The sequence below is a fragment of the Rhizobium cerradonense genome (assembly GCF_030182455.1).
Lineage (GTDB): Bacteria > Pseudomonadota > Alphaproteobacteria > Rhizobiales > Rhizobiaceae > Rhizobium.
This window is the reverse complement of record NZ_JAQJCK010000007.1, coordinates 264,009-290,341: the sequence shown is the minus strand read 5'-3', so window position 1 is coordinate 290,341 and position 26,333 is coordinate 264,009. Positions and strand designations below refer to the sequence as shown.

Below are 26,333 nucleotides of genomic sequence, written 5' to 3'. Positions count from 1 at the left end.
CGGCACGACGGCAGTGCTCTATGCCTGCACTTTCCGTGTTATCTTTGACCAATCGGAATTCCAATCGTCCGGATATCGGTCGAGCGCTACCGATGGCATCTTATCTGGATCGTTGTAGAGTGCCATGATGGTCGCCTCGGTGATAGCGGCGGCTGCCTGGATATTGGCGTCGCCATTGCCTTGCTCCCAGGCGGCCTGCCAGATCTTCGCCAGATAGCGGGTGCCCCGCGCCATGCAGCTGATGGTGCGGTCACCGAAGTCATCCCACATCGCCGCCGCCTTCTCCTTGGCTGGTTTGCCGATGAACTCAACCCATTTGTCGACGATATCTCGCGGCGCTATATCCCTTTGCGTCGCGCTAATGAGAGCTATGACCGCCTTGCTGGCCTCATAGCCATTGGTGATCAACGGCATCGGCTCGGCGGCAAGATCCGATATGCGCTGTGCGAGTTCCGCGCCGAGGTTCTTCTGCTGATAACCATAGGCGATCATGTCGTCTTCGTAGCCCACATGGACGCCATCGGCTTCAAGTTTCATTTTGCTGGATCGCGGGCGCGGGACAACCTTGGCCGGATCGCCCTGCGAGAGATAGGAAGTGTGCAGCGGCTGGCAGGCATCGCCCATATAGTGGATGAGGACGCCGCCGGCGCAGAGAAACATCGCTGCATCGCCATCCCTCGCCGCCTTCACCATGATGTCGAATAGCTGGTGAACTCTGAAGGGCAAAGCTCCCCAATGTTTGTTGCGCAGGTCGGCATTGGGATCGAGCAATTGCGCCCAGGCATCATATTGGGGCTTTATCTCGGCAAAATAGTCGATCCAGGCTTTAGGATTGAGGTAGGTGTCCGGCGCGGATTGATTGAGAGCGAGAAACGTCTCGCCATTCTCATAGGGGAGATCCAGATCGGCAAAATGGTTCGGATTATCGTTCTGTCCGCGACTGCCGGGTCCAACCTTGCGCTGCTTCTTGCCGTCTGGTCCTTCCACCATGATGAAATTGACATTGCTTTTCCAGACATTGTCGGGAACGTCGGCCAGCGGCACGAAATGAACCTCGTCATCGTCCTTTTCGAGAACGCGCGGATCGTTGCCGAGCGCAGCGTCCGGCGTGAGCGCCAAGAGATCGAGATTATTGTCGAGGAAGTCTTTCAGCTTCTGTGATGTCACGAGATCTGCGGACAAGGGCAGGGAGCGGCCGATAATATAGTGTCCAACCCATCCCCAGATGAAATCTTGATCCAGATTGATGTCGCGTACGAAATCAAGATCCAGGTGATCGAGCGCCGTGCTGAGGGATGTGGCGAGCGCATAGGGCTGGGACAGGCTTTCACCGTCTTCGAAGAACTCTTCTTTCCCCCACAACAGCGCGAACGGATAATAGCTGATCTTTTTAACGGCCTTTGTATCCTCGCTGTCGGTCTTTTCAACATGCTCGATGAAGAGAACTGTGCCGGAATCGCCATGATGAACGCCGAGACCGATATTCTCAGTCAGATTGCGCGCTTCAGCATCTTCCTCGCTCTTCAGGCGCTCCTTGTCGATGCCATAGGTCTCCGGGCCGATCAGGAAATCGCTGATATATTCCGATCCGCCCATCGCCTTGTAACGATAGAACAGGCCGTGGATTTCGCCTCTGATGGTGCCGGTGACCGCGGACTGGCCAATCACTTTCATGGTGATCAGCTTGAGGCTGAAGCTATTGTCGTAAAGGTCCAACACCGGTCCGATGGGGGCGATGCCTGGAAACTCGGTTTTCCATTGCAGGATGTTGTCAAGTTCCACCAATCCGACGTCCATCAGCAGGCGCTGGTTCGTTGAGGCGAAATTCGGATAGATCGTTCGAAAGTCCTGCCGGCCCAGACCCTTTTTCGCGCTGACACCGATCTTGGGGCGGCGATGGGTCTGCAAGGCGCTTATCTCGGTCCCCGGTTCGCCGACGACATGCCGATTGGTCATCACGAAATAGCGTTCGCTATCGCGCACGACGCAGCCCGCGGTCGCCAGACGGGTCATGCCCTGACCATCCTCGTTGATGATGGCCGAGCCCGGCGCAAGCAGATTGCGCGGTGTCCTGCTGTCGAGCTTGATCTTCAGGTCCTTGGATAGCGGCTGTTTGCGCGCTTCGATGACGCAGACCGGCACGGTTCGCCCGTCCGGCAGATAGAGCGTCTTGGGGACGACATCGGAAGGGTTCGTCTTCGCCAGATCCTTCTCATATTCCCAACTGGACACGAAGACATAGACACAGGGCCAGGAATAGGGGCGTACTTCCGAGTTGAAAAGCGTTCGTCGCTCGCTCTCCGGAGAACGCTTGCGCGTCGCGTCCTCACGCTTGGAGGGCCAGGGATCGCTCTTGCGAATTCTATAAAGACCCAGCGCGGTCGCCACCACGTTCTTCTTGTTCATCAAATGGTAGTGGAAGAGATCGCGCGCCTCCACCAGGTCCTTAAGGGAAAGAGAGGCGAAGTTGCTGCTGCTTTTGAAGAGGATATCCATGGGTCCGCCCACCAGGTTTCAGAGTTGTTTGGATGTGGCTTTCGAAAAGCATGCGCCGCGAGCGAAATGATTGCATCAGACGGCATTTCATCACGATTGGTGTGATGGCATTCTGCATTAGAGACACATGATCCTACAATTTTTGTGACAGTTTATCCATCGGCAATACAACTGCCGTAGAGGCCAAAAAGCCGGCTAATATTGCCGATCACAGAACACGGCGCAGCGATCAGGGAAATTGCACTTTCGCGATATTCTATCGAATATAACGCCATGCCGTGCTACGGCTTTACGAGCTATTCTATCGGGTGGATTTAGCGGATGATCGCGCCGCAACGCTTCGGAGGGAAATATGGTCCGCGAAAACGAAATTCGGGAAAACGAAGTGGCGATTGAGCCGCCGGCAGCGACAGATGCCGGTCTTGTCTTCATCGGCCGCATTTCGACACCGTGGACCTCTCGGATGGAGACGCCGCGTCAGGGGCGGCATGACGGGCCGCTCTGCCGCATCGAGATTTTCGAGCCCTGGGTGCCGGCGCTGAAGGGGGTGGAGACTTTCGAGCGGCTGGAAATCCTCTATTGGCTGGACCGCTCGCGGCGCGATCTCGTGCTGCAGAGTCCGGCCAGCAACGGCAAGGTGCACGGTACTTTCTCGCTGCGCTCGCCGGTGCGGCCAAATCCGATCGGCACCTCCATTGTCAAGCTGGAGGCGGTCGAAGGTGGCATCCTGCTTGTGCGCGGTCTCGATTGCCTGGATGGGACGCCGCTGCTCGACCTTAAACCGGATCGGAGCCTGTTCAAACCGATCGCGCCGCCGCAATCTGGCGATTTCCAGACCGGCGACGGCGAGACGGCGCATTATTGTCAGAAGGCGTGAAGCATGATCCCGAAAAGTGTGAAGCGGGTTTTCGGACAAGATCATGCTCACCTTGGGTGTCAGCCGACAGCCACTATGACTTATTCGCCCCGTGGAAAACGCTGGTTCTCCTCCAAGACGTTCAGATCCATATGGTTGCGCATATAGCGCTCGGATGCCTTCTGCAGCGGCTGGTAGTCCCAGGGATAATAGGCACCGTTGCGCAGGGCCGCATAGACCACCCATCGCCGCGCCTGGCTTTCGCGCACGGCGGCGTCGAAGGTGGAAAGATTCCAGCGCTGTTTCGCTTGTGCCGTCAGCCGCGCCAGAATTTCGGCGTGCGCCGGATCGTCGGCAAGATTGATCAGTTCTTTGGGGTCGGCGTCGAGATCGAAAAGCAGGGGCGGGTCCTTGTCGCAGAGCGCCAACTTGTAGCGGCCGTCGCGCAAGCAGACGAGCGGCGCTTCCGATCCTTCTGCCGCATATTCCATTGGCACCGGGCCACGGCTTCCGGTGCCATGAACGAGGGGAGCAAGGTCCTCCCCATCCGTCCAGTGCCGCAGCGAGGCGATATCGAGCCCGGCAAGGCCGGCAAGCGTCGGTGTCACGTCGAGCGTCGACACCGGCTCGTCGATGCGTCGGGCATTCCAGCCGGGCGCGGCGATCATCAGCGGCACGCGCGCCGAGCCTTCGAAGAAATTCATCTTGAACCACAGTCCGCGTTCGCCGAGCATATCGCCGTGATCGGAAACGAAGAGCACGATGGTGTTGTCGGCCATGCGGCCGCGCTCCAGCGCGTGGAGGATTTCGCCGATCTTCTCATCGACATAGGAAATATTGGCGAAATAGCCGCGGCGCGCCTGGCGGACCTGCTCAGGCGTGATGTCGAAGGCGGTATGATCGCTCGCCTTCATCAGCCGCTGCGAATGCGGGTCCTGCTTGTCAAAGGGGATTTCGGCGACATCGGGGTCAAGCGCCGGGCAGTCTTCATAAAGATCCCAGAAACGGCGGCGGGCGACATAGGGGTCGTGCGGATGGGTGAAGCTGACGGTCAGGCACCAGGGCCGCTCGTCGTGCCCGCGCGACAGGTCGAGCAGTTTGCGCGTCGCGTGATAGGCGACTTCGTCGTCATACTCCATCTGATTGGTGATTTCGGCGACGCCGGCCCCGGTCACCGAACCGAGATTGTGATACCACCAGTCGATGCGCTCGCCCGGTTTCGTATAGTCGGGCGTCCAGCCGAAATCGGCGGGATAGATATCGGTCGTGAGCCGCTCCTCGAAGCCGTGCATCTGGTCCGGCCCGACGAAATGCATCTTGCCGGAAAGCGCCGTCTGGTAGCCCGCCGCCCGCAAATGATGCGCGAAGGTCGGGATATCGGAGGCGAACTCGGCGGCATTGTCATAGACGCGCGTGCGGCTCGGCAATTGCCCCGACATGAAGGAGGCCCGCGCCGGCGCGCAGAGCGGGCTTGCCGTATAGCTGTTGGCGAAGCGCACGGAGCGTTTCGCCAGTGCCTTCAGCACGGGTGCATGGAGAAAATCGGCCGGGCCATCGGGAAACAATGTTCCGTTCAACTGATCGACCATGAGGATAAGGATGTTCGGGCGCGCCATGTTGGATGTCCTTTACTGGATCAGAGGCCGACTGCGACCTTGACGGCATCGAGACCGGGCTTGCCGTCGATCGTCGTCACGCCGGCGAGCCAGGGTGTCATAGCCTCCGGATGCGCCTTCAGCCAAGCGGTTGCCGCGGTCTTTGCATCCTCGCCGCCGAGGATCGAACCCATCAGCGAGTTTTCCATGCCGATGTCGAAGGTTAGATTGTGGAACAATTTCGCCGCGTTCGGGCAGGCGGCCGCCCAGCCCGTGCGTGCCAGCGTGTAGACCTGTGCGCCGCCGTAGTCCGGACCGAAATAGGCGTCGCCGCCTGCGAGATAGGCAATCTGGAAACGCTCATTCATCGGATGCGGCGCCCAGGCGAGGAAAACGATCGCTTGCTTGTCCTTGCCGGCGCGCTCGACCTGCGACAGCATCGCCTGCTCGCTCGATTCCACCAATTCCCAGCCCTTCAGGCCGAAATCGTTGGCATCGATCATCTTCTGTATATTGGAATTGGCCGGCGCGCCGGGTTCGATGCCGTAGATCTTGTGGTCGAATTCGTCGGCATGCTTCTGCAGGTCGGCAAAATTCTTGACGCCCTTGTCGGCGACATAGGTCGGAACGGCGAGGGTGAATTTCGCGCCCTGAAGATTGCGGTTCAGCACTTCGATGGCTTTGGCCTTGTTGAGGTCGTCGACGAAGGCCTTCTGCGCCGGCATCCAATTGCCGAGGAAGACGTCGGTTTCGCCGGTCTTCATCGATTGATAGCCGATCGGCACGGAAAGTGTCTTGATGTCCGGCTCATAGCCGAGCGCGCCGAGCAGCACGCCCGTGACGCCGTTGGTCGAGGTGATGTCAGTCCAGCCCGGATCGGACAAATTGATGGTGCGGCAGGCATCGCCATCGGCTCTGGCGATGCCGGCGAAGGACAATGCGGAAAGGAGTGCGCCGACAGCAAGCCGGCCGATAGTAGAAATTCGCATGATGACAGTTCCCTTTATATTTGCTCATTTTATTGAACATCACTAGCATTCGGCCTGTGAAGCGGGCTTTTTTCGATGGATGGTAAAAGGAATTTCTATGGCTGAACGGCCCGTGGACCTCGGATGGCTGCGGATTTTTGTCGAGGTAGGGCGCTCGGGCAGCCTATCGTCCGCAGCGGCAAGCCTCGGGCTGACCCAGCCGGCGGTCAGCTATCAGATCCGGCGGATCGAGGAGCAGATGGGCGTGACGCTCTTTCATCGCCAGCATCGCGGTGTTGAACTGTCCCCGGAAGGTCGCCGCCTGTTCGAGGTCGTGGAGAAGGCGGTTGGCGGCGTCGATTCACTGGTGCGCAGCTTTCGCGCCGAGGCGCAGCGGCCGACAGTGCGGCTTCGGACCGATTATGCCTTCTCGGCGCTATGGCTGATCCCCCGTATGCATCGGTTTCGTCTCCTTCATCCGGAGCTGGATATTCAGATCGTCGCGACGCAGCGACAGGAGCGTGGCCATGCGGAAAGCGACGACGTCGCCGTCGTCTTTGGCGCACGGGAGGAGTTCGGGCCGGAAGCCTTATTGTTGTTGCCTGAGAGGGTGGCGCCGATCTGTGCGCAGGGCTTCGTCGACAAATACGGTCCTTTCAGCGATCCAAGCCGCCTGGCGCAAGCGACGCTTGTGCATCTGGACACGGAAACACCGTCGCCCTGGTTCGATTGGAAGAGCTATTTCGCCGAACTTGGCATCAGCCGCGACAGCTATGCCGGCCATGGCGATCTGCGGTTCAACACCTATTCACTGGTCGTTCAGGCGGCGATCGGTGAGCAGGGATTGGCGCTCGGCTGGATGGGACTGGTGGATTCGCTGCTGGCCGGGCGCATGCTGGTGACCGCCGGTCCGGTGCTGGACGGATCGAACCGCGGCTATTGGCTTCTGCCGCCGAAGTCGCAGAGCATGCATGCGGAACAGTTGACGGAATGGCTCGTCAGGGAAGCCGCGGCTATGTAGCCGGTGCCCGTCACTCTGCCCGCAGATCTGCGAGGAAAGTATCGCACCAGCGCGAAACATCGTTTTCCAGCAGATGGTCCATCATGCCGCGCCAGCGTTCACGCCGTTCTTCCAGCGGCATATTGATGCCCCGCGCCAAGGCATTTGCCGTGCCGTCGACATCATAGGGGTTGACCAGCAAGGCGCCTTTCAGTTCGCGCGCCGATCCGGCGAAACGCGAGAGCACCAGCACGCCGGGATCGTCCGGGTCCTGCGCCGCCACATATTCCTTGGCGACAAGGTTCATGCCGTCGCGCAGCGGCGTCACCAGGCCGACTTTCGCCAGTCGGTAGAGGCCGGCCAGCACCGGACGGCTGATCGAGCGGTTGATATAGCGGATCGGCACCCAGTCGACGGTGCCGATCGCGCCGTTGACCCGGCCGGCCTGCTCGGCGACGGCATGCTGCATCGCCTCGTATTCAGGCACTTCCGAGCGCGATTTCGGCGTGATCTGCAGATAGGTGACGCGGCGCTGATGGGCCGGATTGTTAACGATGAAACGCTCGAATGCGTCGATGCGCTGCGTGATCCCTTTGGAGTAATCGAGCCGATCGACGCCGATGATCAGGTCGCGGCCTTCGATGCTTTGCTGCGCCTTGCGCACCATGCTGTGGGCTGCGGCCTTGCGGGCGAAGGCGGCGAAGGCAGCGGTCTCGATGCCGATCGAATAGGCACCGCCGCGGAAGTTGTGGCCGTGGGCACTGAAATGGCCCGGACTGTTTTCGACCCCCATGCCCTCGCGCTTCAGGCAGCCGGCGAAATTTTCCAGATCGTATTTGGTCTGGAAGCCGAGGAGGTCATAGGACGAGAGGCCCCGCATGATTTCTTCGTGCACCGGCATGGTGAAAAGCACGTCGGCCGGCGGCCAGGGAATGTGCAGGAAGAAACCGATGCGGTTCTTGAACCCCATTTGCCTCAGCTCCGCCGCCAGCGGGATGAGGTGGTAGTCATGCACCCAGATGATATCGTCGGGCTCAACCAGCGGCGCCAGCCGATGGGCGAAGAAACGATTGACGCGGAAATAGCTGGCCATTTCCTTGCGGCCATATTCGGCCAGGTCCAGCCGGTAGTGGCAGATCGGCCAGAGCACGCGATTTGCGAAGCCTTGGTAATATTCCTCGACATCGGTCTGGGTGAGATCGGTCAGCGCGTAGGTGATATTGCCGTCTTCAGTCAGCACCAGCGGTTCGGGTTCGACATCGCCGCTCGATTTGCCCGACCAGCCCATCCACACGCCGCCGCGTTCGGCAAGGGCAGCCTGCAACGCCACGGCAAGCCCGCCGGCCGCCGCCGCACCTTGGTTGTCAGGGACGGAAACGCGGTTGGAAACAATGATGAGACGACTCACGGAATGCTCCTTTCGAGAGGGCCGCGGCGGTAGGCCGAAATGACCAAAAAATGATTATTTGGCTAGCGCTGCGAGTATCTCTCTTAAACGCGCGGGTGAGGGAATGGATGCGCGTGCAAGCGTCTTGCCGCTGGGCGGGCCGACGCGCACAGATTGACCGCCGAGGCGGTTGGCGACGGCGAACATGGTCTCGTCGGTAACGTCGTCACCGATCGCGAGGGGCCGCCGCCCGTTGAAGGGAGGCTCGTTGAGAAAGGCTTCGACAGCATGCCCTTTGCTCGCATGCGCGGGGCAAATTTCGACCACGAGCTTGCCGTGCTGCAGGATCCAGTCCGGGCCGGCTTCCTGCAGATAGCGCTGCATCGCTTCGGCGACGTCGGCTTGGCGCTCGGGTGCCAGCCGGTAGTGAACGGCAACCGCAGCCCCTTTGTCTTCGACGAGAACGCCGGGCCAGGCCGCGACCTCCCGCGTGATCATGCGCTTCATCTCCTGGAAGGCGGGCGGGATCAGCGCGCGCCGCAAGCGTCCTGCCGCATCGCGCCGTTCGGCGCCGTGCAGGCCGGCGACGGAGAAGTGGAAGGGAGTAAACAGAGGATCGACAAAGGCAACCCCGCGCCCGGTCACCAGCGCCAGCGCACCACCGAGCTGGCGGGAGAGCGTCTGAAGCACAAAGGGCAGGGACGGAGGTACGACTATCGCGTCCGGGGTCTCCGCGAGATCGAGCAGCGTTCCGTCTATGTCGAGGAACAGCGCCCATTCGTCAGGATACAATGAGAGTGCGGTGAGCGCCGGCTCATTCGACGGCGCGGGTTCGGCTTCACCCTGTTCGGGCTGTTCCTTGTAAGTCATGGAAGCTTAGCTATGGCGCGCTTTCCGTTCGGCAAGAGAAAAACGACCACACGAAAACGTTTATTCCGGGAAAGAGAGCCCGAAGCGCCGCGATATCGGCAACCGATAGATGCAAAAAAGGGCCGCGCAAAGCGACCCTTCCATGAGTTTTGGCCCGTAACTGGCCTGAAGCGAAGACGCTTCCGGAAGGCTTGATCAGAGCGAGGGCTGCCTCGCAACGCTCACAACCATTTCCATGCCTGATACGCGGACCGAAATCTCACTAGACATTGGATCACCTTCCTTTCGCTACGTTGACGATATGCCTAACGTAACTCAAATTTTGCTGAATTCAAGAGTGCAGAGGGCGAGACGCTTCACTCTTCGTGTCGCATTGAAACGCAAGGCTTCGTTCAACTTTTGCGTGAATTGATCGCGGCAGTTGGCAGCGAAAGCAGCGCCTGTCCCTGCCAGCGGGCAGGATCGGGGAAGATGGGCAACCTCGACCGTGGCGATCGGCCTCGCCGTCAACAAGGAGGTGAGCTATGTGGTTTCCACTTAGCATCACGTTTCGCATAAGAAAAACCCGGACTAGCTGGCAGCTTGAAGTCCGGGTAGCTTTTTAACAGCGAAATAAAGAGGGGTGGGCTGCAACCCGCCCCTCGCTCCAGGAATATAGGCCAAGCCGACATTTTCATCAAGCTACGCAGCGAGAGGCCAAAAAGCCGATTCGAAGCAGGCAGGTCACAAAAGAATAATGCTGCGACGCCGAAATGTGATCGGACGGCGTGTCAAGAATCTGTCACCTTCACCCATCAATCCTTGGTAAATTAAGAGTTTATTACCTATTCCGCACAAACAATCGTCCTTGATTTTGACATTCTCCCGCCGGACAGGAAGCAAGCGGGAATTGGAGCGAAAGACGCATGTGTCGCTGGGCAGCCTATCGTGGAGACCCCCTCTATCTGGAGGAGCTGGTGTCTTCGCCTGCCCACTCCCTCATCGAACAATCCCATTGCGCAACGCGCGCCAAGACGGCGACCAACGGCGACGGATTTGGCATTGCCTGGTATGGCGATCGGCCGGAGCCGGGCCGTTATCGCGACATCCTTCCGGCTTGGTCCGATTGCAATCTCAAGAGCTTGGCGCGGCAGATCCGTTCCCCGCTCTTTCTCGCCCACGTCCGCGCCGCAACCGGCGGCGGCACGCGGCGCGACAATTGCCATCCCTTCGTCTACGAGAACTGGTCTTTCCAGCACAACGGGCAGATTTCCAATTTTGACCGTTTGCGCCGGCCGATGGAAACGATGCTCGATGATCAGCTTTTCCACGCCCGCGGCGGCACGACCGATTCCGAACTCATGTTCCTGCTGGCGCTGCAATTCGGCCTTGCAACCAATCCGTTCGCCGCAATCGCGGAAACCATCGGTTTTGTCGAGGGCCTGTCGGTTCATCTGACCGGCTCGGCGCTGGTGCGCTTCACGGCCGCTTTTTCCGATGGCAAGTCGCTGCATGCGGTGCGCTACGCCACCGATCGCAAGGCGCCGACGCTTTACGCCTCGCCCGTCGGCATCGGTTATTGCCTCGTCTCCGAGCCGCTGAACGACGATATCGATGCCTGGACGGAAATTCCGGATGGCAGCGCCGTATTGATCGACGATATGGGCGTTCACATCACGCCCTTCCAGCCGGAAAAGCGCGCATCCTCCGCCGGACCGCAGACGCCCGTCACGATCCCTGCTTGAACTGTTCGGCAATCAAAGCTGCCAGACGCGCCGCCACTTCGTCCTTGTCGAGATCGGGCCATCGCTCCACGCCGTCATGGCGGATGAGTTTCACGCTGTTGCGCGTGCCGCCCATGATACCGGTTGCCGGCGAGACATCGTTGGCGACGATCATATCGGCACCCTTACGTTCCAGCTTCGCCCTGGCATTCGCCTCCACATCCTGCGTTTCGGCCGCAAAGCCGATGACGAGTTTCGGCCGCTGCGTGTGATGGCCGACGGTTTTCAGGATGTCGGGATTTTCCGTGAGCGCCAGCGTCGGAATGGATTCGCCCGGATGTTTCTTGATCTTCTGATCGGCGGCAGAGGCGACGCGCCAGTCGGCAACAGCCGCGACCATCACGGCGATATCGGCCGGAAGAGCTGAAAGCACTGCATCGCGCATTTCTTCCGCCCGCTCGACATGAACAACATGCATGCCCATCGGATCGGGGATCGAGACAGGCCCGGAAACGAGCGTGACGTCGGCCCCGAGGGCCGCGAGTGCTGCTGCGATGGCATGGCCTTGCCGGCCGGAGGACCGGTTGGCGATATAGCGTACGGGGTCGATCGGCTCATGCGTCGGACCCGACGTGACGACGGCCTTTCTGCCGGCGAGTGGCCTTGCACCGTCGTCCAGTCGCATTTCGGCGGCAGCGACGATCTCCAATGGCTCGGCCATGCGACCGGTGCCGGCCTCCTTGCCCTCGGCCATTTCCCCGGACATCGGGCCAACGAAACGGATGCCGTCGCCCCTCAATATCTCGACATTGCGCTTCGTCGCCGGATGCGCCCACATCTTCGGATTCATAGCAGGCGCTGCGAGCACCGGCCGATCGGTCGCGAGCAGTACGGTCGACGCAAGGTCGTCGGCCAAGCCATTGGCCATCTTGGCCAAGAGATCGGCCGTTGCCGGCGCAATGAGCACCAGATCGCAGTCGCGCGCCAGCCTGATATGGCCGACATCCTGCTCGTCCTGTCGGGAAAACAGGTCGGTGAAGACATGGTCTGCCGCCAGTGCGCCGACGGCAAGCGGCGTGATGAATTCCTGTGCCCCCGATGTCATGATCGGACGGACGGTGGCGCCGCGTTCGCGCAGTCGCCGGATGAGGTCGAGGCTCTTATAGGCCGCGATGCCCCCGGAAATGATGAGAAGGATGCGTTTTCCCGCGAGAACCATGGCCCGAACCCGTCGCCTGTTTTTATGCTCATGAACCTAAGCCTTTGGCGCACAATAGGCAATCGGCTCTGATGGTCAGCCGAGAATGTCGACACAGAAGTCGATGAAGGCACGCACCTTTGCCGGCACGTGATGGCGGGACGGGTAGAAGGCATAAAGCGGATAAAGCTCGTCCTTCCAGTCGGGGAAAAGGTCGACAAGCTCTCCGCGCTCCAGAAAATCCGCAATGCCAAGCGTGAAGACTTGGGCGATGCCGAGGCCCGCAAGACAGGTTCCCAACGTCGTCCCGGCGTCATTGACCAGGATGCGGCCGCGCGTCTCGACGGGGATGACCTTGCGCCCGCGCCGGAATTCCCATTCGAATGCGCGCCCGGTGCGCGGATCCTGATAATGGATACAGAGATGGTTCGCGACGTCGGCCGGCGTTTTCGGCCTGCCATAGCGCTCGATATAGGCGGGTGCTGCGACCGTGATCACGCGCGTTTCCAGAAGCAACCGGGCAATAAGCGAGGTCTGCGGCGGCTCGCCGAAGCGCAGGGCGACATCTATGCCGTCGGCTACGAGATCGCCGATCTCGTTGCGGGTCAAAATCTCGATCTGCAGCTCGGGATAGCGATCGAGGAAGGCGCCGAGGCGCGGCGCCAAGATGAGGCGAGAGAAATAGGGATCGACATTGATACGCAGGCGGCCACGCACGGATTGGGCGACGCCGGCCACCGTCGTGGCGGCCTCCTCGATGCCGCCGAGCAGCGGCACCATCTGCTCGTAGAAACGAGCCCCATCATCCGTCAGCCGCAGCGCTCGCGTCGTGCGGTCCAGCAGGCGCACGCCGATGCGCGCCTCCAGCCGCGAAACTGCCCGGCTGACCCCGGAGGGCGTGAGGCCAAGCACTTCCGCCGCCCGCACGAAGCTGCCGCCTTCCACTACGGCTGCCAGCACGCTGACGCCATTCAGTAATCGTCCGTCGAACATCGTTCCATCCATGATTTTCCGTCAGCAATCATGGAGGGGCGGTACATTTCAGTCAAAGTCTTTCGAATGCGGAAGGCCGCGGAGAAGCTCCGCAGCCTCGCTTCAGTCACCCCGGGGTTCGGATCTCGGCGAGTGCTCGTTCCGCCTCGATTACGTGCGCGTGATCGAGGCGCCGCCATCGACCAGCGATGCAGTACCGGTGACGAAGCTCGCATCGTCGGAGGCGAGGTAGAGGACCGAGCGGGCAAGCTCGTCGGGGCCAGCGACACGCTTCAGCGCATGCAGATTGGTGACGAAGCCCTGCTTGTCGGGGGTATCGTTCATCTCGCGATACATGTCCGTATCGACCGCGCCCGGCAGCACGGCATTGACGCGGACATTCCGCGAGCCGAATTCGGCAGCGAGTGCCTGGGTCAGACCGATCAGGCCGGACTTGCTGGCGGCATAGGCGGCAACGCCGGGGAAGGCAAAGCTGTAGCCCACAAAGGTCGACGTGAAGATCACCGAACCACCGCCATGCTTGACCATTTCACCGATCTGGTGCTTTGCCGCAAGGAACGAAGCGGTGAGGTTGATTGCCAATGTGTCGGCAAAGCCTGCCTCCGAAACCTCGGTGCTCGGGCCGGCTTCGCCCAGCGTACCGGCATTGTTGAAGGCGATGTCGAGTTTGCCGTAGCGCTCGACGGCGAGGGCGACCAGCGCCTTGTGATAATCTTCAGAACGCACATCGCCGGCGAGTGCGGCAGCTTCGCCGCCCGCGGCTTTGATTTCCCCGACAAGGCTTTCCAATTCCGGCTGGCGACGGGCGCCGACGATAACCTTGGCGCCTTCGGCAGCAAAGAGTTTCGCTGTAGCGCGCCCGATGCCCGAGCTTGCACCGGTGACGATTGCGACTTTTCCATTCAAGCGGTTCATTGTTCCATCTCCTGTGTGAGGACGTGTCTGTTGTTCCGTCCGATGCAAAGAGAATGGTGTTTTTCGATCGTTCGGATTAGTCTTTAAATCATGGAATTCGAATTCGGGATTGCCGAACGATGCTCAAGATTGAAGGAATCGCTGCTTTTGTGGCCATAGCCGAAGCGGGATCGATCAGCGAAGCGGCGCGCCGGCTGCGTCTATCGAAATCCGTCGTGAGCGAGCGGTTGGCGGAGATGGAGAAGACGCTCGGCGCCACGCTGCTGCATCGCACGACCCGCAAGCTGACGTTGACGGAAGACGGTGCCGCCTTCCTTGAGCGCGCCTCGCGGATCGTGCACGAGGTGCGGGAGGCAGCGGCCGATCTCGCCGAACGGCGTGGCACATTGGCGGGCCCCTTGCGCATCGCCGCCCCCGTCACCTTCGGCCGCATGCATCTCGGTCCGGCGCTCTATCCTTTCCTGGGCGATCACCCCGAAATCGAACTGACACTCGATCTCGACGACCGTCGTGTCGATGCCTCCTCGGACGGTTATGACGCCATCATCCGTCACGGGCCGATTGCCGATTCACGCCTCGTTGCCTGGAAACTCGCCCCCAGCCGCCGGCTTCTCGTGGCATCGCCGGACTATCTCGCCCGCAATGGCTCACCGACTTCGCTGGCGGACCTCGGCGATCACCGGGGGATTTTCTACACCAACCGCGGTGTGGCCGATTGGCGCTTCCAGGGGCCGGAGGGTCCAGTGGTCATCAGGGGCAAGCTGGCGCTCGGCATCAACAATGGCGACGTGTCTCGCGATGCGGCGATCGCCGGTCTCGGCATCGCGCTGCTGCCGACCTTCATCGCCGGCCCGGCGATCAAGCAGGGGCTGCTCGTCGAAATCGATGTTGGCTACAGGCCGGAGGGCGAATTCATCTTCATGGCACATCCGGAGGGGCGCAATCCCTCGGCAAAGCTGCGCGCCATCGCCGATCATCTGAAGAAGACATTCGGCAATCCGCCCTATTGGGATCCTATTGGATAGTCAGCCGATCAGGCTCATCAGATTGGCCGCAACCGGCGAGCGCTGCGCCTTGAGGATGGTGAGCCCAAGGCGCGCCACCAGTGGCGGCCCGTCGATCGGGCGATAGGCGACGCCGTCGAGCTTGATCTGCGCGATCGAGGCGGGAACGATGGAGACCCCGAGATTGGCGGCGACGAGATTGACGACGGAAGGGATCTGCGGCGCTTCCTGCGTCACCACCAGTTCGAAACCGGCATCGCGGCAGGCGGCGACGATATCGTCATAGAGGCTCAGTCCCACCATGCGCGGGAAGAGGATGAAGGGCTCGTTTGCCAGCGCGGCGACCTGCACGCGGTCCTTGCCTGCAAGAGGATGATGGGCAGGCAGCGCGATCACCATCGGCTCGTCGGCGAAGCGCTTGAGCCGGACGTCGTGCGGATCTTCCAGGCCGGGTCGAATGAAGGCGGCGTCGATTTCGCCGCGCATCAGCCGGTCCATCAGCGCATTGGTGTTCATCTCTGTCAGCGACAGGCGCACCGCCGGCCAGCGGTTGCGGAATTCGCGAATAGTGGCACTGACGATCGTGTTGAAGGCCGAGGATGCGGTGAAGCCGAGCGACAGGCGGCCGATCTCGCCGCGATTGGCGCGCTGGGCGGCGAGCTTTGCCTTTTCCGCTGCATCCACGGCGGCCTTCGCTTCGGCAAGGAAGGCCTCGCCTGCCGCCGTCAGTTCCGCCCCGTGCGGAACACGATGGAAGAGCGCTGCGCCCACCTCGTTTTCGAGATCGCGGATCTGTTGGCTGAGCGGCGGCTGTCCAATGCCGAGTTTGGCGGCTGCGCGGGTGAAATTCCCTTCCTCCGCCAGCGCCAGAAAATAGCGGATATGACGTAGCTCCATCGCTATCTCCAAAACATATTGAAATCGTCTGTTCCATATATTGGACTAATGAAGTCGGCCTGACTAGATTTGCGGGCAAGAAAGGTTGTGTGCCTCATGTCCCGCGCCGTGCAACAGCAAGAACTCACCGTCTTAGAAGCCTCCTCTCGCCCCGAATTGACGCTCGTCGAAACCGAGCCGAAGCTCGAGATTCGCCAATTCCTGACGCGGGGTACGCCCGCGTTCAAGCGAGCGACCATTGGGCTGTTCCTCTCCGGTTTTGCGACCTTTTCGCTGCTTTATTGCGTGCAGCCGCTGATGCCGATCTTTTCCGAGGATTTTGGCGTGACGCCGGCTGCGAGTTCGCTGTCGCTGTCTCTCTCGACCGGCTTCCTCGCCTTCGCGATCTTCTGCGCCGCCGCCGTTTCCGAAAATCTCGGCCGACGCAGCCTGATGTTCTTTTCGCTGCTGGGTGCCGCCCTGTGCACGATCGCCTGCGCAATTGCGCCGAACTGGCAGATGCTGTTGATCTTTCGCGCACTGGAAGGTTTCCTGCTCGGCGGCGTGCCTGCGGTCGCCATGACCTATCTGGCGGAAGAGATCGATCCGCGCGGCCTTGGCGGCGCCATGGGACTCTATATCGCCGGCAACGCCTTCGGCGGCATGGCCGGCCGTGTCGTGACGGGCACGATCGCCGAATTCTTCACCTGGCGTCCGGCGCTTGCCGCCGTCGGCGTGCTCGGGCTGATGGCTGCCACCGGTTTCCTGCTTTTGCTGCCGCCGTCGCGCAATTTCACGCCGCGCAAGGGGTTTGACATCGCTTTCCATGTCAGGGCCTGGGCGGGGCATTTCCGCAATCCGGCGTTGCCATTGCTCTTTGCCATTGGTTTCCTGGTCATGGGCTCCTTCGTTACGGTCTATAACTATGCCGGATTCCGGCTGGTGGCCGATCCCTATGATCTCAGCCAGACCGAACTTGGCCTGATCTTCACCGCCTATCTCTTTGGTATCGTCGCCTCCTGGGTGGCGGGTCTCCTTGGCGACCGCATCGGTCATTTCGTCGTGCTGCCCGCCGGCGTGTTGGTTGCCGCCCTTGGCGCGGCGATTACGCTCGCTACGCCGCTGCCCTTGGTCATTCTCGGCATCGTCTTGGTGACGATCGGGTTCTTCGTCACCCATTCTGTCGCGAGCGCACTGGTCGGGCGCTTGGCCCGCGGAGCCAAGGGCCATGCCTCGTCGCTCTATCTGCTGGCCTATTATCTCGGCTCCAGCATCGCCGGTTCCGTCGGCGGTTATTTCTGGCATGCTGACGGCTGGTCCGCTGTGGTTGCCTTCATCCTCGCCATGCTGGCCATCTGCCTTGTGGCCGCGTTCGGAGTGGCTAGGCTGGCGCACCGCTGAGCAATAGGATTGGAGGCTTGCGATGATCTGCATCGACCATCTCGATCATCTGGTGCTGACGGTCGCGAGCATCGAGGAAAGCTGTGCGTTCTACGCCCGTGTCCTCGGTATGGGCATCGAAACCTTCGGGGAGGGCCGCAAAGCACTGACCTTCGGTAATCAGAAGATCAACCTGCATCGCGCCGGGCATGAATTCGAGCCGAAGGCCGATCGGCCGACACCGGGCTCGGCCGATCTTTGCTTCATCAGCAAGACGCCGCTGGAGGACATCATCGCTCATCTGGGAGCCGAGGGTGTCGCGATCGAGGAAGGCCCCGTCCGCAGGACCGGCGCGACGGGCCCCATTCTCTCGGTCTATTTCCGCGATCCGGATAGCAACCTGATCGAAGTGTCCAATACGCTCTTTTGAGATCGTCGGCTGACGGATCTCCCTCCCCAGGCTGTCTCCAAACGCAGCCGCTTGACTTCCAGATTGTCGACCTATACTAAACCAATAAGTTAATTAACTTTCTGGTTTAATATTTCATATGGATACCTTGAGCATGACCCTGTCAGCCCTTGCCGATCCGACCCGCCGGGCGATCCTGGCGCGGCTGGCAACTGGCGAGGCGTCCGTCTCCGAGCTGGCTGAACCTTTCGATATGTCGCTGGTCGCCGTGTCCAAGCACCTGAAGGTGCTGGAGAAAGCCGGTCTGATCTCGAAGGGCAGGGAGGCGCAGTGGCGGCCCTGCCGGCTGGAGCCCAGGCCGCTCCGGCAGGTGGATGACTGGCTGGAGAGTTACAGGCAGTTCTGGAACGATAATCTCGATCGTCTGGAAGCCTACGCGGCGCTGTTGCAAAGGGGAGGCGTGGATGACCCCAGCCAATGACGGCGGCAGCGGACGCCCGCTGCGCGAGATCGTGCTGACCCGCGACATTGCCGCGCCACGAACCTTGCTGTTTCGCCTCTGGACGGAGCCGGAACATTTGATGCGCTGGTGGGGGCCGCAGAACATGACGGCGCCATCCGTTTCCGTCGATCTAAGGGAAGGAGGCGCCTGGCGGCACTGCATTCTGACGCCGGAGGGCAGGGAATATTGGAGCCATGGGCGCTATCTGGAGATTGTCCCGCCCGAGCGTCTCGTCTTCACCTTCGCCTGGGAAAATCAGGACGGCAAGCCCGGCCATCCGATGCAGGTTAGCGTGGAATTCCATGAGCTTGGCGAGAAGACGCGTCTCGTTTTCCGCAAGGCCGAGCTGCCTGACGACACCGAACTGAAGCTGCAGACCGGCGGCTGGGAACAGGCGCTCGACAAATATGTCGCCTATGCAGAAGCCACCTCAGGGGAAGGATGAGAGTGATGAAGAAGACCTACCATGGAAGCTGCCATTGCGGCGCCGTCAGCTACGAAGCGGATCTCGACTTGCAGGGCGGCACGTTCAAATGCAACTGCTCGATCTGCAAGAAGAAGCGCAATTGGCTGGCAGTTGCCACGCCCGCCGATTTCCGCCTGACCTCCGGCGAAGACAGTATCGGCGAATACCAGTTGGCCCACGCATCCTGCATCACCTGTTCTGCAAGACTTGCGGCATCAGCTCTTTCAACTGGGGTGAAAACCCGGCACTCGGCGGTAAGTTCTATGCCATCAGCATAAGCTGCCTGGACGATACCACCGACGCGGAACTCGCCTCGCTTCCCGTCGGCTATTTCGACGGCCGCGACGATCGCTTCGATCGCGCGCCGGAGGAAACGCGCTATCTTTAGCTACTCGGCAAGGACTCCCAGTCTTCGAAACGTAGCTTGTGAACGCGCTCAAATTCCCTGACGTTGCGCGTTATCAGGATCAGATCGCGGGCGACTGCCTGACCCGCGATCAAAACGTCATAGGCACCGATTGGCGTGCCGAGCGAAGCCAAGTTGGCACGAATTTCGCCCGCCACGCGGGCATCTTCCCTATCGAAATCCAGTGTCTCGAATTGCAAAGCATCGACACGCACAAGATTGTCTGCAACACGCTGCCCCTTATAGGCACCATAAAACAATTCGTGCGCGACGATGGCCGAGATGGCGAAATCCTGCGGCTTGTGTCTGCGAAGCTCGCTCACGAAGCCGGTATGCCCTTTCATCAGAGCGATGACAGCATTGCTATCGAGCAAATACTTCACTTGAAGATATCCAGTTCGGGGCGCTGCTGCTCGGCAGGCTGTTCGGTCGCCGCCTCTTCAAAATCGTGGTCGACCGGCCCTGTAACGGATTCCAGCCAATCCCAATCTTCGGCGATCGGCTCCAGAATGATTGCTTTTCCCTGCCGCCGGATGCGCACTTCTTCGCCGTCGAGACGAAATTCCTTTGGCAAACGTACGGCCTGCGAGCGGCCGGACCAGAAGATTTTTGCGGTGTCCATGCCATAGCTCCGTTGAGATATGACATTGATATATAGCAATTGGAGCGCGATTTCAATTCGAAGCGTTACGATCCCGTCTTCGTCGCCAGCCAGATGACATGCCGCGCGCCGTTCTTGCCATTGGCGCGCGTATTGACCACCTCGGCAGCGAAACCGCTGTCGTTGAGCCGTCTCGTGAAATCTCGGTCTGGTCCCGATGACCAGACCGCCAGTACGCCGCCCGGGCGCAATGCGTCGCGCGCCGCCTTTAGGCCTCTATAATCATAGAGACCGTCATTGGCTTCGGACGTGATGCCATCCGGGCCATTGTCGACGTCGAGCAGAATGGCGTCATAAGTTGCCTTGCTGGCTCGGATGAGCGGACGCACATCGCCCTCGTGAATGGTGACGCGCGGGTCGTCGAGGCAGCCGTCAAAGACCGTTGTCATCGGCCCGCGGGCCCAGGTCACGACAGCCGGAACCAGTTCCGCAACCGTGACCTTGCCGTCCGCACCGAGTTCGCCGAGCGCTGCGCGCAAGGTAAAGCCCATGCCGAGCCCGCCGATCAGTATGTGCGGCGCCTTCCGGCCCTTGATCTTCTCGCAGGAAAGCGTGGCGAGCGCACGCTCCGAGCCGCTCAAGCGGCTGTTCATCAGCTCGTTGGTGCCGAGCATGATGGAAAATTCCTGGCCGCGCTGCTTCAAGCGCAGCTCGCCGCCACCGGGGATTTTCGCAGTGTCGAGCAAGGTCCAGGGGATCACGGGCAACTCTCCAAAGCAATTCCAGGAAAAATGCGTAGCGGCTTTCCGCCCGGAATTGCGGTAAAATAGGTCGTTTCGAATTGCGCGGGACCATAGTCTCTTGAAGCTGGTAAGAACAGATGTGCTTATCCGAGACGGATATAGGGCACATCCTTTTTCGCAACTTCGTCCAGCGCTTCCTCATAGCCGGCATCGGCATAGCGCATGACGCCAAGTGCGGTGTCGTTGGTCAGCGCGTGGTCGAGCCGTTCGTCGGCGGCAGGCGTGCCGTCGGCAACCACGGTGACGCCGCAGCTCGTCATATAACCGGCATAGCCGCCGCCGCCGGAATGGACGACGACGAGATCAGCCATCGACGAGCAGAGCATCATGGCGTCGATCAGCGGCCAGTCGGCAATGGCGTCGGAGCCGTCCTTCATGCGCTCGGTCATGATGTTCGGATGCGCCATGGCGCCGGCATCGAGGTGGTCGCGCGAAAACGCGATCGGCCCCTTAAGCTCGCCGCTTGCCACAAGCTCGTTGACGCGGCGGGCAAGCGCTGTGCGCTCGCCATGCCCAAGCCATGCGATACGCGCCGGCAGCCCTTCGAAAGGCACATGCTGGCGGGCGAGGCGGATCCAGTTGGTGATGATCTTGTTGTCCGGGAACATTTCCAAGAGCAGATCGTCGATGCGGGCGATATCGCTTTCCTCGCCGGAAAGCGCCATCCAGCGGAACGGGCCGATGGCGCGGCAGAAGAGCGGCCGCAGATAGGCTTCGGTGAAGATCGGGATATCGAAGGCATTGGCGACGCCGCCTTCCTTCGCCTGAGTCCGGATCAGGTTGCCGTTGTCGAAGACTTCGGAGCCTTGTCTCTGGAAGTCCAGCATGGCCTTCACATGCTCGACGATCGAAGCGCGGCTCGCTGCCATGAGCTGGCCCTGGCCGTCGTCGCGCAAATCCTTGACTTGGTTCAGGCTCATACCCTTCGGAACATAGCCGTAGACGAGATCGTGGGCCGAAGTCTGGTCGGTGACGATGTCGGGCACGATGCCGCGCCGGGCAATCTCGGGATAAATCTCGGCCGCATTGCCAACAAGGCCGACGGAAAGCGCGCGCTTCTCCTTGACGGCGGCGTCGATCATCGCCAGCGCGGAATCGAGATCGGGCGCGATTTCCTGCAGATAACCGATGTCCTGGCGCTTCCTAGCACGCTCCGCATCGATATCGACGCAGAGGATCGCGGCACCCGCCATGCGGCCGGCGAGCGGCTGCGCGCCGCCCATGCCGCCGAGGCCGGCGGTCAAGACGAAGCGGCCGAAGAGGTCGCCGCCGAACCGGCGCTCGGCGATGCGCATGAAGATTTCATAGGTGCCCTGGATGACGCCCTGGCTGCCGATATATTGCCAGGCGCCGGCTGTCAGACCTCCCCAGCAGATCAAGCCCTTGCGCTGCAGCTCATAGAACACCTCGGCCTTCGCCCATTGCCCGACGATATTGCAGTTCGCCATGATGACGAGCGGCGCCTTGTCATGCGTGCGGATGAGGCCGATCGGCTTGCCGGACTGAATGAGCAGGGTCTGGTTCTCATCCATTTGGGTCAGCGCCTTCACGATGCCCTTGTGCGCCGCCCAGTTGCGGGCTGCCTTGCCGAGGGCTGCGTAGACGACGAGATTATCCGGATCTTCGCCGACCGAGAGCACGTTTTCCAGCAAACGCAGCAGGGCCTCCTGCCGCCAGCCTTTGGCACGCAGCTCCGGGCCGCCCGGTATAGGGAATTTCGGGTGACGTGGATTGGCTTTTGGCATGGATTTCCCTTCCCTATTTTCGTTGTTGTTTCGGCGGCCCGGCTATTTCGGCGGCAGGCCTTCGACGAAATTCAGCGCGGCTAGAAGCAGCCGCTTGCGCAGCATGTCGTTGCCATAGGCCTCCGGCCCGGCGCGCACCCATCCCTGCATTTCGCGGCTGCCTGACAGCATGGGTTTGATATCAGGCTGCTCCAGCGCCCAGGCATCGTTGCCCTTGCCGAGGCGGATCAGCATCCCGTCTTCACGGGCGCCGCAAAGCAGGTGACCGTTGAGCAGAAAGGCCCAGCCGCCGAACATCCCTTTTTCGCTGAGCCCGGGCCGTTGTCCGAGCTCCTCTTTCAGCAATTCTTCGAGACCGGCGTCACGCGCCATCTGCGCCTCCCGCGCTTTTCAACCCCTCTTGCCGGCCAGAGCGTATTTCGCGATCTCGATCCCCATGGCCTTTTCGACAGGGGGATAGACGGTCGGATCGAGCACGCTGGCGGACAGCGGAATGATATCCATTGGCACATGCAGGATAAAAACCTTCATGCCCTCGTGTAACTGGCCGACGCTCAAGGGTTCGCCTTCCGGCGATAGCGTCGTGATGACGGAGGGGAAGGTCGCTAGGCGCTTACCATTGGCATCCTCGACGGCCATGTATTCGTTCATCACATGCATGATGACGGCCTTGTCGCCGCTACCGACCGTGACCGTGCCGATGTCGAAGGCTTCCTTCGTATAGACGACATCCTTCTTGGTGATCGTGCCTTCGGCCAGGATATGTCCGCCGGTGGTCTTGCAAATGGCATCGATGACGGCGCTGCCGCTCTTCTTTTCTGCCTCGATGATCGCTTCGCCGAGCGAGAGCGCCATGGAGATGCCGCCAAGGGCCGCATGCGTGCGGACATAGGAGGCCCGCAGCGGATTGCGGCAGGAGGCGATGAAGCCGCCGGACTGGTCGGACGCCGCGCGCAGGATCGGCGAGATCTTCGCCGTCGCGCCCTTCACCACCAGCTCGATATAGCGGTTCTCGGCGCGATTGCCGCCGACGGCTGTCTGGATCATCTGCTCGGGCGAACCCGCCATGCCGATCGAGCCCATGTCGCCGGTCGGATGGGCGCGGATGTCGCCGACCGCGTCCACGACCGTCGTTCCGAGAATGGCCGAGGGCAGCCAGCCGTTCAGCGTCGAGGATTTGCCGTTTTGGCCGATGATCAGGCCGGAAAGCTTCTCGCCAAGCTCGTCCTGCAGGAGCTGCACGGCCTTGACGTAATCGATACCCTGCATTTCCCAGGGGGTCGTGGAGGCCGGCGCGCCGATGGCGGCGGCTGTGGCGATCCAGTCGTCGTCATCAAGTTCGTCGATCGAGACCAGCTCGGGCTTGCCGACATTGACGGCCGCATAGCCGAGCATGCGACCGTGATCGGCCCAGCCGCCGCCGCCGGCTGCATAAACCGAACCGCCCTTGACGGCCGCTTCCACATCCTTGGCAACGAGTACGCGTCCCATCGGCTACTCCCGGTTCTGTTTGAGGTTCTTGTCCATGTCGCGCACCGCTTCGAAAAGAACGGCGGCGCCCATGGCGATATCGTCATTCTCGGCCCATTCCTCGGCGCAATGGCTGCGGCCTTCCTTGCAGGGCACGAAGATCATGGCGGCTGGGGCGACCTTGGCGATCCAGGCCGTGTCGTGGCCGGCGCCAGACGCCATGCGGCGATGCTTTGCGCCGACTGTGTCGCAGGCGCGCTCGAGCGTTTCGAGCAGAGCGGGAGCACCCGGCGTTGGAAAATTGTCGGAGACGCGGACGGGTGGCTTGATCGTCACTCCGTAAGCCGTAGCTATCTCTTGAACGGCACCATCGATCCAAGCCAGGAACTCTTCCATGTCGCTGCGAATTTCGGCGCGGCCGTCGATCAGCAGCACCACCTTGGAAGGCACCACATTGGCGGCATTCGGCTCGATGCGGAATTCGCCGACGGTCGCGGCGAAATGGCCCGGCGTCTTTGCCTGCTCGACCGCGCGCTGGCGGATATCGAGCACGAGCTGCGAGGCGGCCACCAGCGCATCCGCGCGGCGATCCATCGGCGTCGTGCCGGCATGGTCGGCGCGGCCTTCCACGGTGATTTCGATGCGGGTGATGCCGGCGATCGCGGTGACGATGCCGATATCCTTGTTCTCGGCCTCCAGCACGGGACCCTGCTCGATATGCAGCTCCAGGAAACCGGCGAGATCCGGGCGCTTCTGTGCGAGCAGCACGGAGGGATCGCCACCGACTTCAGCAATGCCCTGAGAAAGCGTGCGGTTACCGCTGGTACGTGTGAGCCATGCCTCGGGGATCTGCCCAGTCATGCCACGGCTGCCGATGCAGGAGACGCCGAAGATGCTGACTTCCTCAGCCAGGAAATCGACAATCTCCAGATCATGATCGAGCTCGATATCGCGATCCTTCAACGAGTGCGCGACCTCGAGCGCGGCAATCGTACCCGCGATGCCGTCGAAACGGCCGCCATCGGGAACGGTATCGGAATGCGAGCCGACGAGGATCGTGCCGAGACCGGGCTTTGTGCCTGCGCGCCTGCCGATCAGGTTGCCGCCGGCATCGATGCGGGTTTCCAGCCCGGCGGCTTTCATCCGCGCCTCAATGTAAGCACGACCTTCCAGAAACAGCGGCGAGAAGGCGCGGCGCGTCCAAGGGTGATCGGGTTCGGTGATCCCTGCCAGCGCATCGATATCTTCGGCGATGCGGTCGGCGTTGACGGGCAGGTTGTGGCGTTTCGGTTGGTTCATCAGGCAGTCTCTCCGGCGATAATCTGGCGAGGAAGCGGGCGGACAAATCTGCCGCTGCCGGGCTCAGCCAGCACTTTGTTTCCATCGGCAATTTGCTTGCCTCTGAGATAGGTGGCGGATACCGTCCAAGGCAGACGGATGCCGTTATAGGGGCTCCAGCCGACGACATTGTTGCCGCTCGAAGCGGCGTCGTAGACGGTTTCGCGCGGTTCCAGCACGACGATGTCGGCATCCTTGCCGGGCGTCAGCGCGCCCTTGATATGGTCGAGACGGAAATGCCTGGCGGGATTTTCCGCCATCAGCTTCGCCGCCCAAGTGAGTGGCACGCCACGCTCCAACGCGCCCTTGACGAAAAGCGGCACCATGACTTCAAGGCCTGGAACGCCTGACGCATTCGCCAGCATATCCGGATTGGTCTTGCGGTTCTCCGACCAGCTCACATGGTCCGTCGAGACGAGCCAGACATTGCCTTCTGCCACCTTGCGCCACAAGGTTTCCACCTCGGCGCGTGGGCGGATCGGCGGATTGATCTTCGCCTTGCCGCCAAGGCGCTTCACGTCGTTTTCCTCGTCCAGCGTCAGATAGTGGATGCAACATTCTACCGTCGCCTCGAAGCCGTCGCGGCGGTAAGCGCGGGCAATATCGTAGCCGCGGCCGAGCGAGCAATGCACCACATGCGCCGGGCAGCCGGTGTGGGCGCCTGTCTCGAAGATCGTATGCATGGCGAGCAATTCAGTGATCGGCGGCCGTGACAGGCCGTGGGCGCGGTAATCGGTGATGCCGCTTGCCTTGATCTGCTCCATATAGGTCCGAACCGCTTCATCGTCCTCGTTATGCACGCCGGCCGTCACTCCCGTCGGTGCAATCGCTGCAAAGCAGGCGTCGAGCAGGGCGGGCGGAATGCGCGGGAAGCGCTTGGGGTCCGTGCCGAATGTCGAGAATTTGAAGGCGGCGACACCGGCCTCCACCATTTCGCGGATGCGTGCGGCACCTTCCTCCGGGTCGACCGTGCCGTAAAGCGCGAAGTCGACGCGGGCCTGCGGAGAGGCATAGTCGATCTTCTTCTTCACCGCCGTCGCCGAACAGACCAGATTGCCTTCATCATAGGGCATGTCGACGATGGTGGTGACGCCGCCAGCCGCGGCCGAGCGCGTCGACCAGATGAAATCCTCCTGATCCTTCTGGGAGAGCGAATGCACCTGCGCGTCGATCGCGCCGGGCAGGATCAGTGCTTTTCCGAGCAGATGCCTTTCACGCGCCGCGGGTGGGACGCCTATGCCGATCTCAGCGATCTTGCCGTCGCGCACGGCGACATAACCCTCTTCCACGATACGCTCGGGCAGAACCACGGTGCCTTGCAGAACGAGATCGAAGTCAGCCATATCCAGTCT

General features: G+C 61.1%; 25 protein-coding genes and 1 pseudogene. 9 read left to right on the top strand and 17 right to left on the bottom strand.

Annotated elements, in window-relative coordinates; translation table 11 throughout:
* Positions 1-18: 18 nt before the first annotated feature.
* Positions 19-2,496 carry a phospholipase C/P1 nuclease family protein gene (locus PH547_RS18140; protein ID WP_285169002.1) on the bottom strand — a complete coding sequence of 826 codons (2,478 nt, stop codon included), beginning with the start codon at positions 2,494-2,496 and terminating at the stop codon, positions 19-21.
* A gap of 352 nt (positions 2,497-2,848) precedes the next feature.
* Here PH547_RS18140 and tsaA point away from each other — a divergent pair, with 352 nt between their 5' ends.
* A complete protein-coding gene (tsaA, locus tag PH547_RS18135) occupies positions 2,849-3,373 on the top strand; it encodes a tRNA (N6-threonylcarbamoyladenosine(37)-N6)-methyltransferase TrmO (RefSeq protein ID WP_285169000.1) in 525 nt (174 codons plus the stop codon).
* An 80-nt stretch (positions 3,374-3,453) separates the two neighbouring features.
* Here the strand turns inward: tsaA and betC are convergent, their stop codons facing one another.
* Entirely contained in the window at positions 3,454-4,968 is a 1,515-nt protein-coding gene (gene betC / locus PH547_RS18130; protein WP_285168999.1) for a choline-sulfatase, read from the bottom strand.
* A 20-nt stretch (positions 4,969-4,988) separates the two neighbouring features.
* Positions 4,989-5,936, bottom strand: a complete 948-nt coding sequence (locus tag PH547_RS18125; RefSeq protein ID WP_483315551.1) for a choline ABC transporter substrate-binding protein — start codon at positions 5,934-5,936, stop codon at positions 4,989-4,991.
* 97 nt (positions 5,937-6,033) lie between these two features.
* Here PH547_RS18125 and PH547_RS18120 point away from each other — a divergent pair, with 97 nt between their 5' ends.
* Positions 6,034-6,936: a choline sulfate utilization transcriptional regulator gene (locus tag PH547_RS18120; protein ID WP_285168998.1), complete on the top strand. Its 903-nt coding sequence runs from the start codon at positions 6,034-6,036 to the stop codon at positions 6,934-6,936.
* Between the two features lie 10 nt (positions 6,937-6,946).
* On the opposite strand, the gene otsA is transcribed toward PH547_RS18120, so the two are convergent.
* Entirely contained in the window at positions 6,947-8,323 is a 1,377-nt protein-coding gene (gene otsA / locus PH547_RS18115) for an alpha,alpha-trehalose-phosphate synthase (UDP-forming) (protein WP_285168997.1), read from the bottom strand.
* Positions 8,324-8,377: 54 nt separating this feature from the next.
* Complete coding sequence (gene otsB / locus PH547_RS18110; protein WP_285168996.1) at positions 8,378-9,172, bottom strand: trehalose-phosphatase; 795 nt, start codon at positions 9,170-9,172, stop codon at positions 8,378-8,380.
* Between the two features lie 905 nt (positions 9,173-10,077).
* Here otsB and PH547_RS18105 point away from each other — a divergent pair.
* Complete coding sequence (locus PH547_RS18105) at positions 10,078-10,896, top strand: class II glutamine amidotransferase (protein ID WP_285168995.1); 819 nt, start codon at positions 10,078-10,080, stop codon at positions 10,894-10,896.
* Here the strand turns inward: PH547_RS18105 and coaBC are convergent.
* From coaBC to PH547_RS18090, 3 genes are all read right to left on the bottom strand, one after another.
* The gene (gene coaBC, locus PH547_RS18100; protein ID WP_285168994.1) at positions 10,880-12,094 is read right to left on the bottom strand and encodes a bifunctional phosphopantothenoylcysteine decarboxylase/phosphopantothenate--cysteine ligase CoaBC; all 1,215 of its coding nucleotides are present in this window, start codon (positions 12,092-12,094) and stop codon (positions 10,880-10,882) included. The genes PH547_RS18105 and coaBC overlap by 17 nt on opposite strands.
* Positions 12,095-12,169: 75 nt before the next feature.
* Positions 12,170-13,066 carry a LysR family transcriptional regulator gene (locus tag PH547_RS18095; protein WP_285168992.1) on the bottom strand — a complete coding sequence of 299 codons (897 nt, stop codon included), beginning with the start codon at positions 13,064-13,066 and terminating at the stop codon, positions 12,170-12,172.
* A gap of 150 nt (positions 13,067-13,216) precedes the next feature.
* Complete coding sequence (locus PH547_RS18090) at positions 13,217-13,981, bottom strand: SDR family oxidoreductase (RefSeq protein WP_285168991.1); 765 nt, start codon at positions 13,979-13,981, stop codon at positions 13,217-13,219.
* Positions 13,982-14,100: 119 nt separating this feature from the next.
* Here PH547_RS18090 and PH547_RS18085 point away from each other — a divergent pair, with 119 nt between their 5' ends.
* On the top strand, positions 14,101-15,006 hold the full coding sequence (locus PH547_RS18085) for a LysR family transcriptional regulator (protein ID WP_285168990.1): 906 nt from the start codon (positions 14,101-14,103) through the stop codon (positions 15,004-15,006).
* Here PH547_RS18085 and PH547_RS18080 read toward each other — a convergent pair whose 3' ends face one another.
* Positions 15,007-15,882 carry a LysR family transcriptional regulator gene (locus tag PH547_RS18080; protein ID WP_285168989.1) on the bottom strand — a complete coding sequence of 292 codons (876 nt, stop codon included), beginning with the start codon at positions 15,880-15,882 and terminating at the stop codon, positions 15,007-15,009.
* Between the two features lie 96 nt (positions 15,883-15,978).
* Between PH547_RS18080 and PH547_RS18075 the strand changes: the two genes are divergently transcribed.
* The 5 genes and pseudogenes from PH547_RS18075 to PH547_RS18055 all read left to right on the top strand — a co-directional run bounded on the left by PH547_RS18075 (position 15,979) and on the right by PH547_RS18055 (position 19,006).
* Positions 15,979-17,262, top strand: a complete 1,284-nt coding sequence (locus PH547_RS18075) for an MFS transporter (protein ID WP_285168988.1) — start codon at positions 15,979-15,981, stop codon at positions 17,260-17,262.
* A gap of 22 nt (positions 17,263-17,284) precedes the next feature.
* Positions 17,285-17,671, top strand: a complete 387-nt coding sequence (locus tag PH547_RS18070; RefSeq protein WP_104821782.1) for a VOC family protein — start codon at positions 17,285-17,287, stop codon at positions 17,669-17,671.
* Between the two features lie 118 nt (positions 17,672-17,789).
* The gene (locus tag PH547_RS18065) at positions 17,790-18,131 is read left to right on the top strand and encodes an ArsR/SmtB family transcription factor (RefSeq protein WP_104821783.1); all 342 of its coding nucleotides are present in this window, start codon (positions 17,790-17,792) and stop codon (positions 18,129-18,131) included.
* A complete protein-coding gene (locus PH547_RS18060) occupies positions 18,115-18,597 on the top strand; it encodes an SRPBCC family protein (RefSeq protein WP_104821784.1) in 483 nt (160 codons plus the stop codon). Before PH547_RS18065 ends, PH547_RS18060 begins: the two co-directional genes overlap by 17 nt.
* 5 nt (positions 18,598-18,602) lie before the next feature.
* Positions 18,603-19,006 (top strand): annotated as a pseudogene (locus PH547_RS18055) (GFA family protein).
* Here the strand turns inward: PH547_RS18055 and PH547_RS18050 are convergent.
* The 8 genes from PH547_RS18050 to PH547_RS18015 form a co-directional block, all read right to left on the bottom strand.
* The gene (locus PH547_RS18050) at positions 19,003-19,407 is read right to left on the bottom strand and encodes a type II toxin-antitoxin system VapC family toxin (RefSeq protein ID WP_104821786.1); all 405 of its coding nucleotides are present in this window, start codon (positions 19,405-19,407) and stop codon (positions 19,003-19,005) included. The pseudogene PH547_RS18055 and the gene PH547_RS18050 sit on opposite strands and share 4 nt — an antisense overlap.
* Complete coding sequence (locus PH547_RS18045) at positions 19,404-19,646, bottom strand: antitoxin (RefSeq protein WP_285168987.1); 243 nt, start codon at positions 19,644-19,646, stop codon at positions 19,404-19,406. The genes PH547_RS18050 and PH547_RS18045 overlap by 4 nt, the downstream gene beginning before the upstream one ends.
* Positions 19,647-19,711: 65 nt before the next feature.
* The gene (locus PH547_RS18040; protein WP_285168986.1) at positions 19,712-20,386 is read right to left on the bottom strand and encodes a spermidine synthase; all 675 of its coding nucleotides are present in this window, start codon (positions 20,384-20,386) and stop codon (positions 19,712-19,714) included.
* A 125-nt stretch (positions 20,387-20,511) separates the two neighbouring features.
* Positions 20,512-22,173, bottom strand: coding sequence for a thiourocanate hydratase (locus PH547_RS18035; RefSeq protein WP_285168985.1), 1,662 nt, complete (start codon positions 22,171-22,173; stop codon positions 20,512-20,514).
* A 42-nt stretch (positions 22,174-22,215) separates the two neighbouring features.
* Positions 22,216-22,545, bottom strand: a complete 330-nt coding sequence (locus PH547_RS18030) for a TfoX/Sxy family protein (protein ID WP_285168984.1) — start codon at positions 22,543-22,545, stop codon at positions 22,216-22,218.
* Positions 22,546-22,563: 18 nt separating this feature from the next.
* Positions 22,564-23,664 (bottom strand): thiohydantoin desulfurase, encoded by a 1,101-nt coding sequence (locus tag PH547_RS18025; RefSeq protein WP_285168983.1) that lies wholly within the window; start codon positions 23,662-23,664, stop codon positions 22,564-22,566.
* Positions 23,665-23,667: 3 nt separating this feature from the next.
* On the bottom strand, positions 23,668-24,942 hold the full coding sequence (locus PH547_RS18020; protein WP_483315550.1) for a Zn-dependent hydrolase: 1,275 nt from the start codon (positions 24,940-24,942) through the stop codon (positions 23,668-23,670).
* A complete protein-coding gene (locus tag PH547_RS18015; protein ID WP_285168982.1) occupies positions 24,942-26,324 on the bottom strand; it encodes a dihydroorotase in 1,383 nt (460 codons plus the stop codon). The genes PH547_RS18020 and PH547_RS18015 overlap by 1 nt, the downstream gene beginning before the upstream one ends.
* Positions 26,325-26,333: the final 9 nt, after the last annotated feature.

Bases quoted from the DNA above. Each gene is read 5' to 3' on its own strand.
- betC (WP_285168999.1), bottom strand. From the start codon at position 4,968: ATGGCGCGCCCGAACATCCTTATCCTCATGGTCGATCAGTTGAACGGA.
- PH547_RS18085 (WP_285168990.1), top strand. From the start codon at position 14,101: ATGCTCAAGATTGAAGGAATCGCTGCTTTTGTGGCCATAGCCGAAGCG.
- PH547_RS18035 (WP_285168985.1), bottom strand. From the start codon at position 22,173: ATGCCAAAAGCCAATCCACGTCACCCGAAATTCCCTATACCGGGCGGC.
- PH547_RS18020 (WP_483315550.1), bottom strand. From the start codon at position 24,942: ATGAACCAACCGAAACGCCACAACCTGCCCGTCAACGCCGACCGCATC.
- PH547_RS18045 (WP_285168987.1), bottom strand. From the start codon at position 19,646: ATGGACACCGCAAAAATCTTCTGGTCCGGCCGCTCGCAGGCCGTACGT.
- tsaA (WP_285169000.1), top strand. From the start codon at position 2,849: ATGGTCCGCGAAAACGAAATTCGGGAAAACGAAGTGGCGATTGAGCCG.
- coaBC (WP_285168994.1), bottom strand. From the start codon at position 12,094: ATGGTTCTCGCGGGAAAACGCATCCTTCTCATCATTTCCGGGGGCATC.
- PH547_RS18060 (WP_104821784.1), top strand. From the start codon at position 18,115: ATGACCCCAGCCAATGACGGCGGCAGCGGACGCCCGCTGCGCGAGATC.
- PH547_RS18095 (WP_285168992.1), bottom strand. From the start codon at position 13,066: ATGTTCGACGGACGATTACTGAATGGCGTCAGCGTGCTGGCAGCCGTA.
- PH547_RS18015 (WP_285168982.1), bottom strand. From the start codon at position 26,324: ATGGCTGACTTCGATCTCGTTCTGCAAGGCACCGTGGTTCTGCCCGAG.
- PH547_RS18105 (WP_285168995.1), top strand. From the start codon at position 10,078: ATGTGTCGCTGGGCAGCCTATCGTGGAGACCCCCTCTATCTGGAGGAG.
- PH547_RS18120 (WP_285168998.1), top strand. From the start codon at position 6,034: ATGGCTGAACGGCCCGTGGACCTCGGATGGCTGCGGATTTTTGTCGAG.
- PH547_RS18090 (WP_285168991.1), bottom strand. From the start codon at position 13,981: ATGAACCGCTTGAATGGAAAAGTCGCAATCGTCACCGGTGCAAGCTCG.
- PH547_RS18025 (WP_285168983.1), bottom strand. From the start codon at position 23,664: ATGGGACGCGTACTCGTTGCCAAGGATGTGGAAGCGGCCGTCAAGGGC.
- PH547_RS18070 (WP_104821782.1), top strand. From the start codon at position 17,285: ATGATCTGCATCGACCATCTCGATCATCTGGTGCTGACGGTCGCGAGC.
- PH547_RS18065 (WP_104821783.1), top strand. From the start codon at position 17,790: ATGGATACCTTGAGCATGACCCTGTCAGCCCTTGCCGATCCGACCCGC.
- PH547_RS18140 (WP_285169002.1), bottom strand. From the start codon at position 2,496: ATGGATATCCTCTTCAAAAGCAGCAGCAACTTCGCCTCTCTTTCCCTT.
- PH547_RS18075 (WP_285168988.1), top strand. From the start codon at position 15,979: ATGTCCCGCGCCGTGCAACAGCAAGAACTCACCGTCTTAGAAGCCTCC.
- otsB (WP_285168996.1), bottom strand. From the start codon at position 9,172: ATGACTTACAAGGAACAGCCCGAACAGGGTGAAGCCGAACCCGCGCCG.
- PH547_RS18080 (WP_285168989.1), bottom strand. From the start codon at position 15,882: ATGGAGCTACGTCATATCCGCTATTTTCTGGCGCTGGCGGAGGAAGGG.
- PH547_RS18030 (WP_285168984.1), bottom strand. From the start codon at position 22,545: ATGGCGCGTGACGCCGGTCTCGAAGAATTGCTGAAAGAGGAGCTCGGA.
- PH547_RS18125 (WP_483315551.1), bottom strand. From the start codon at position 5,936: ATGCGAATTTCTACTATCGGCCGGCTTGCTGTCGGCGCACTCCTTTCC.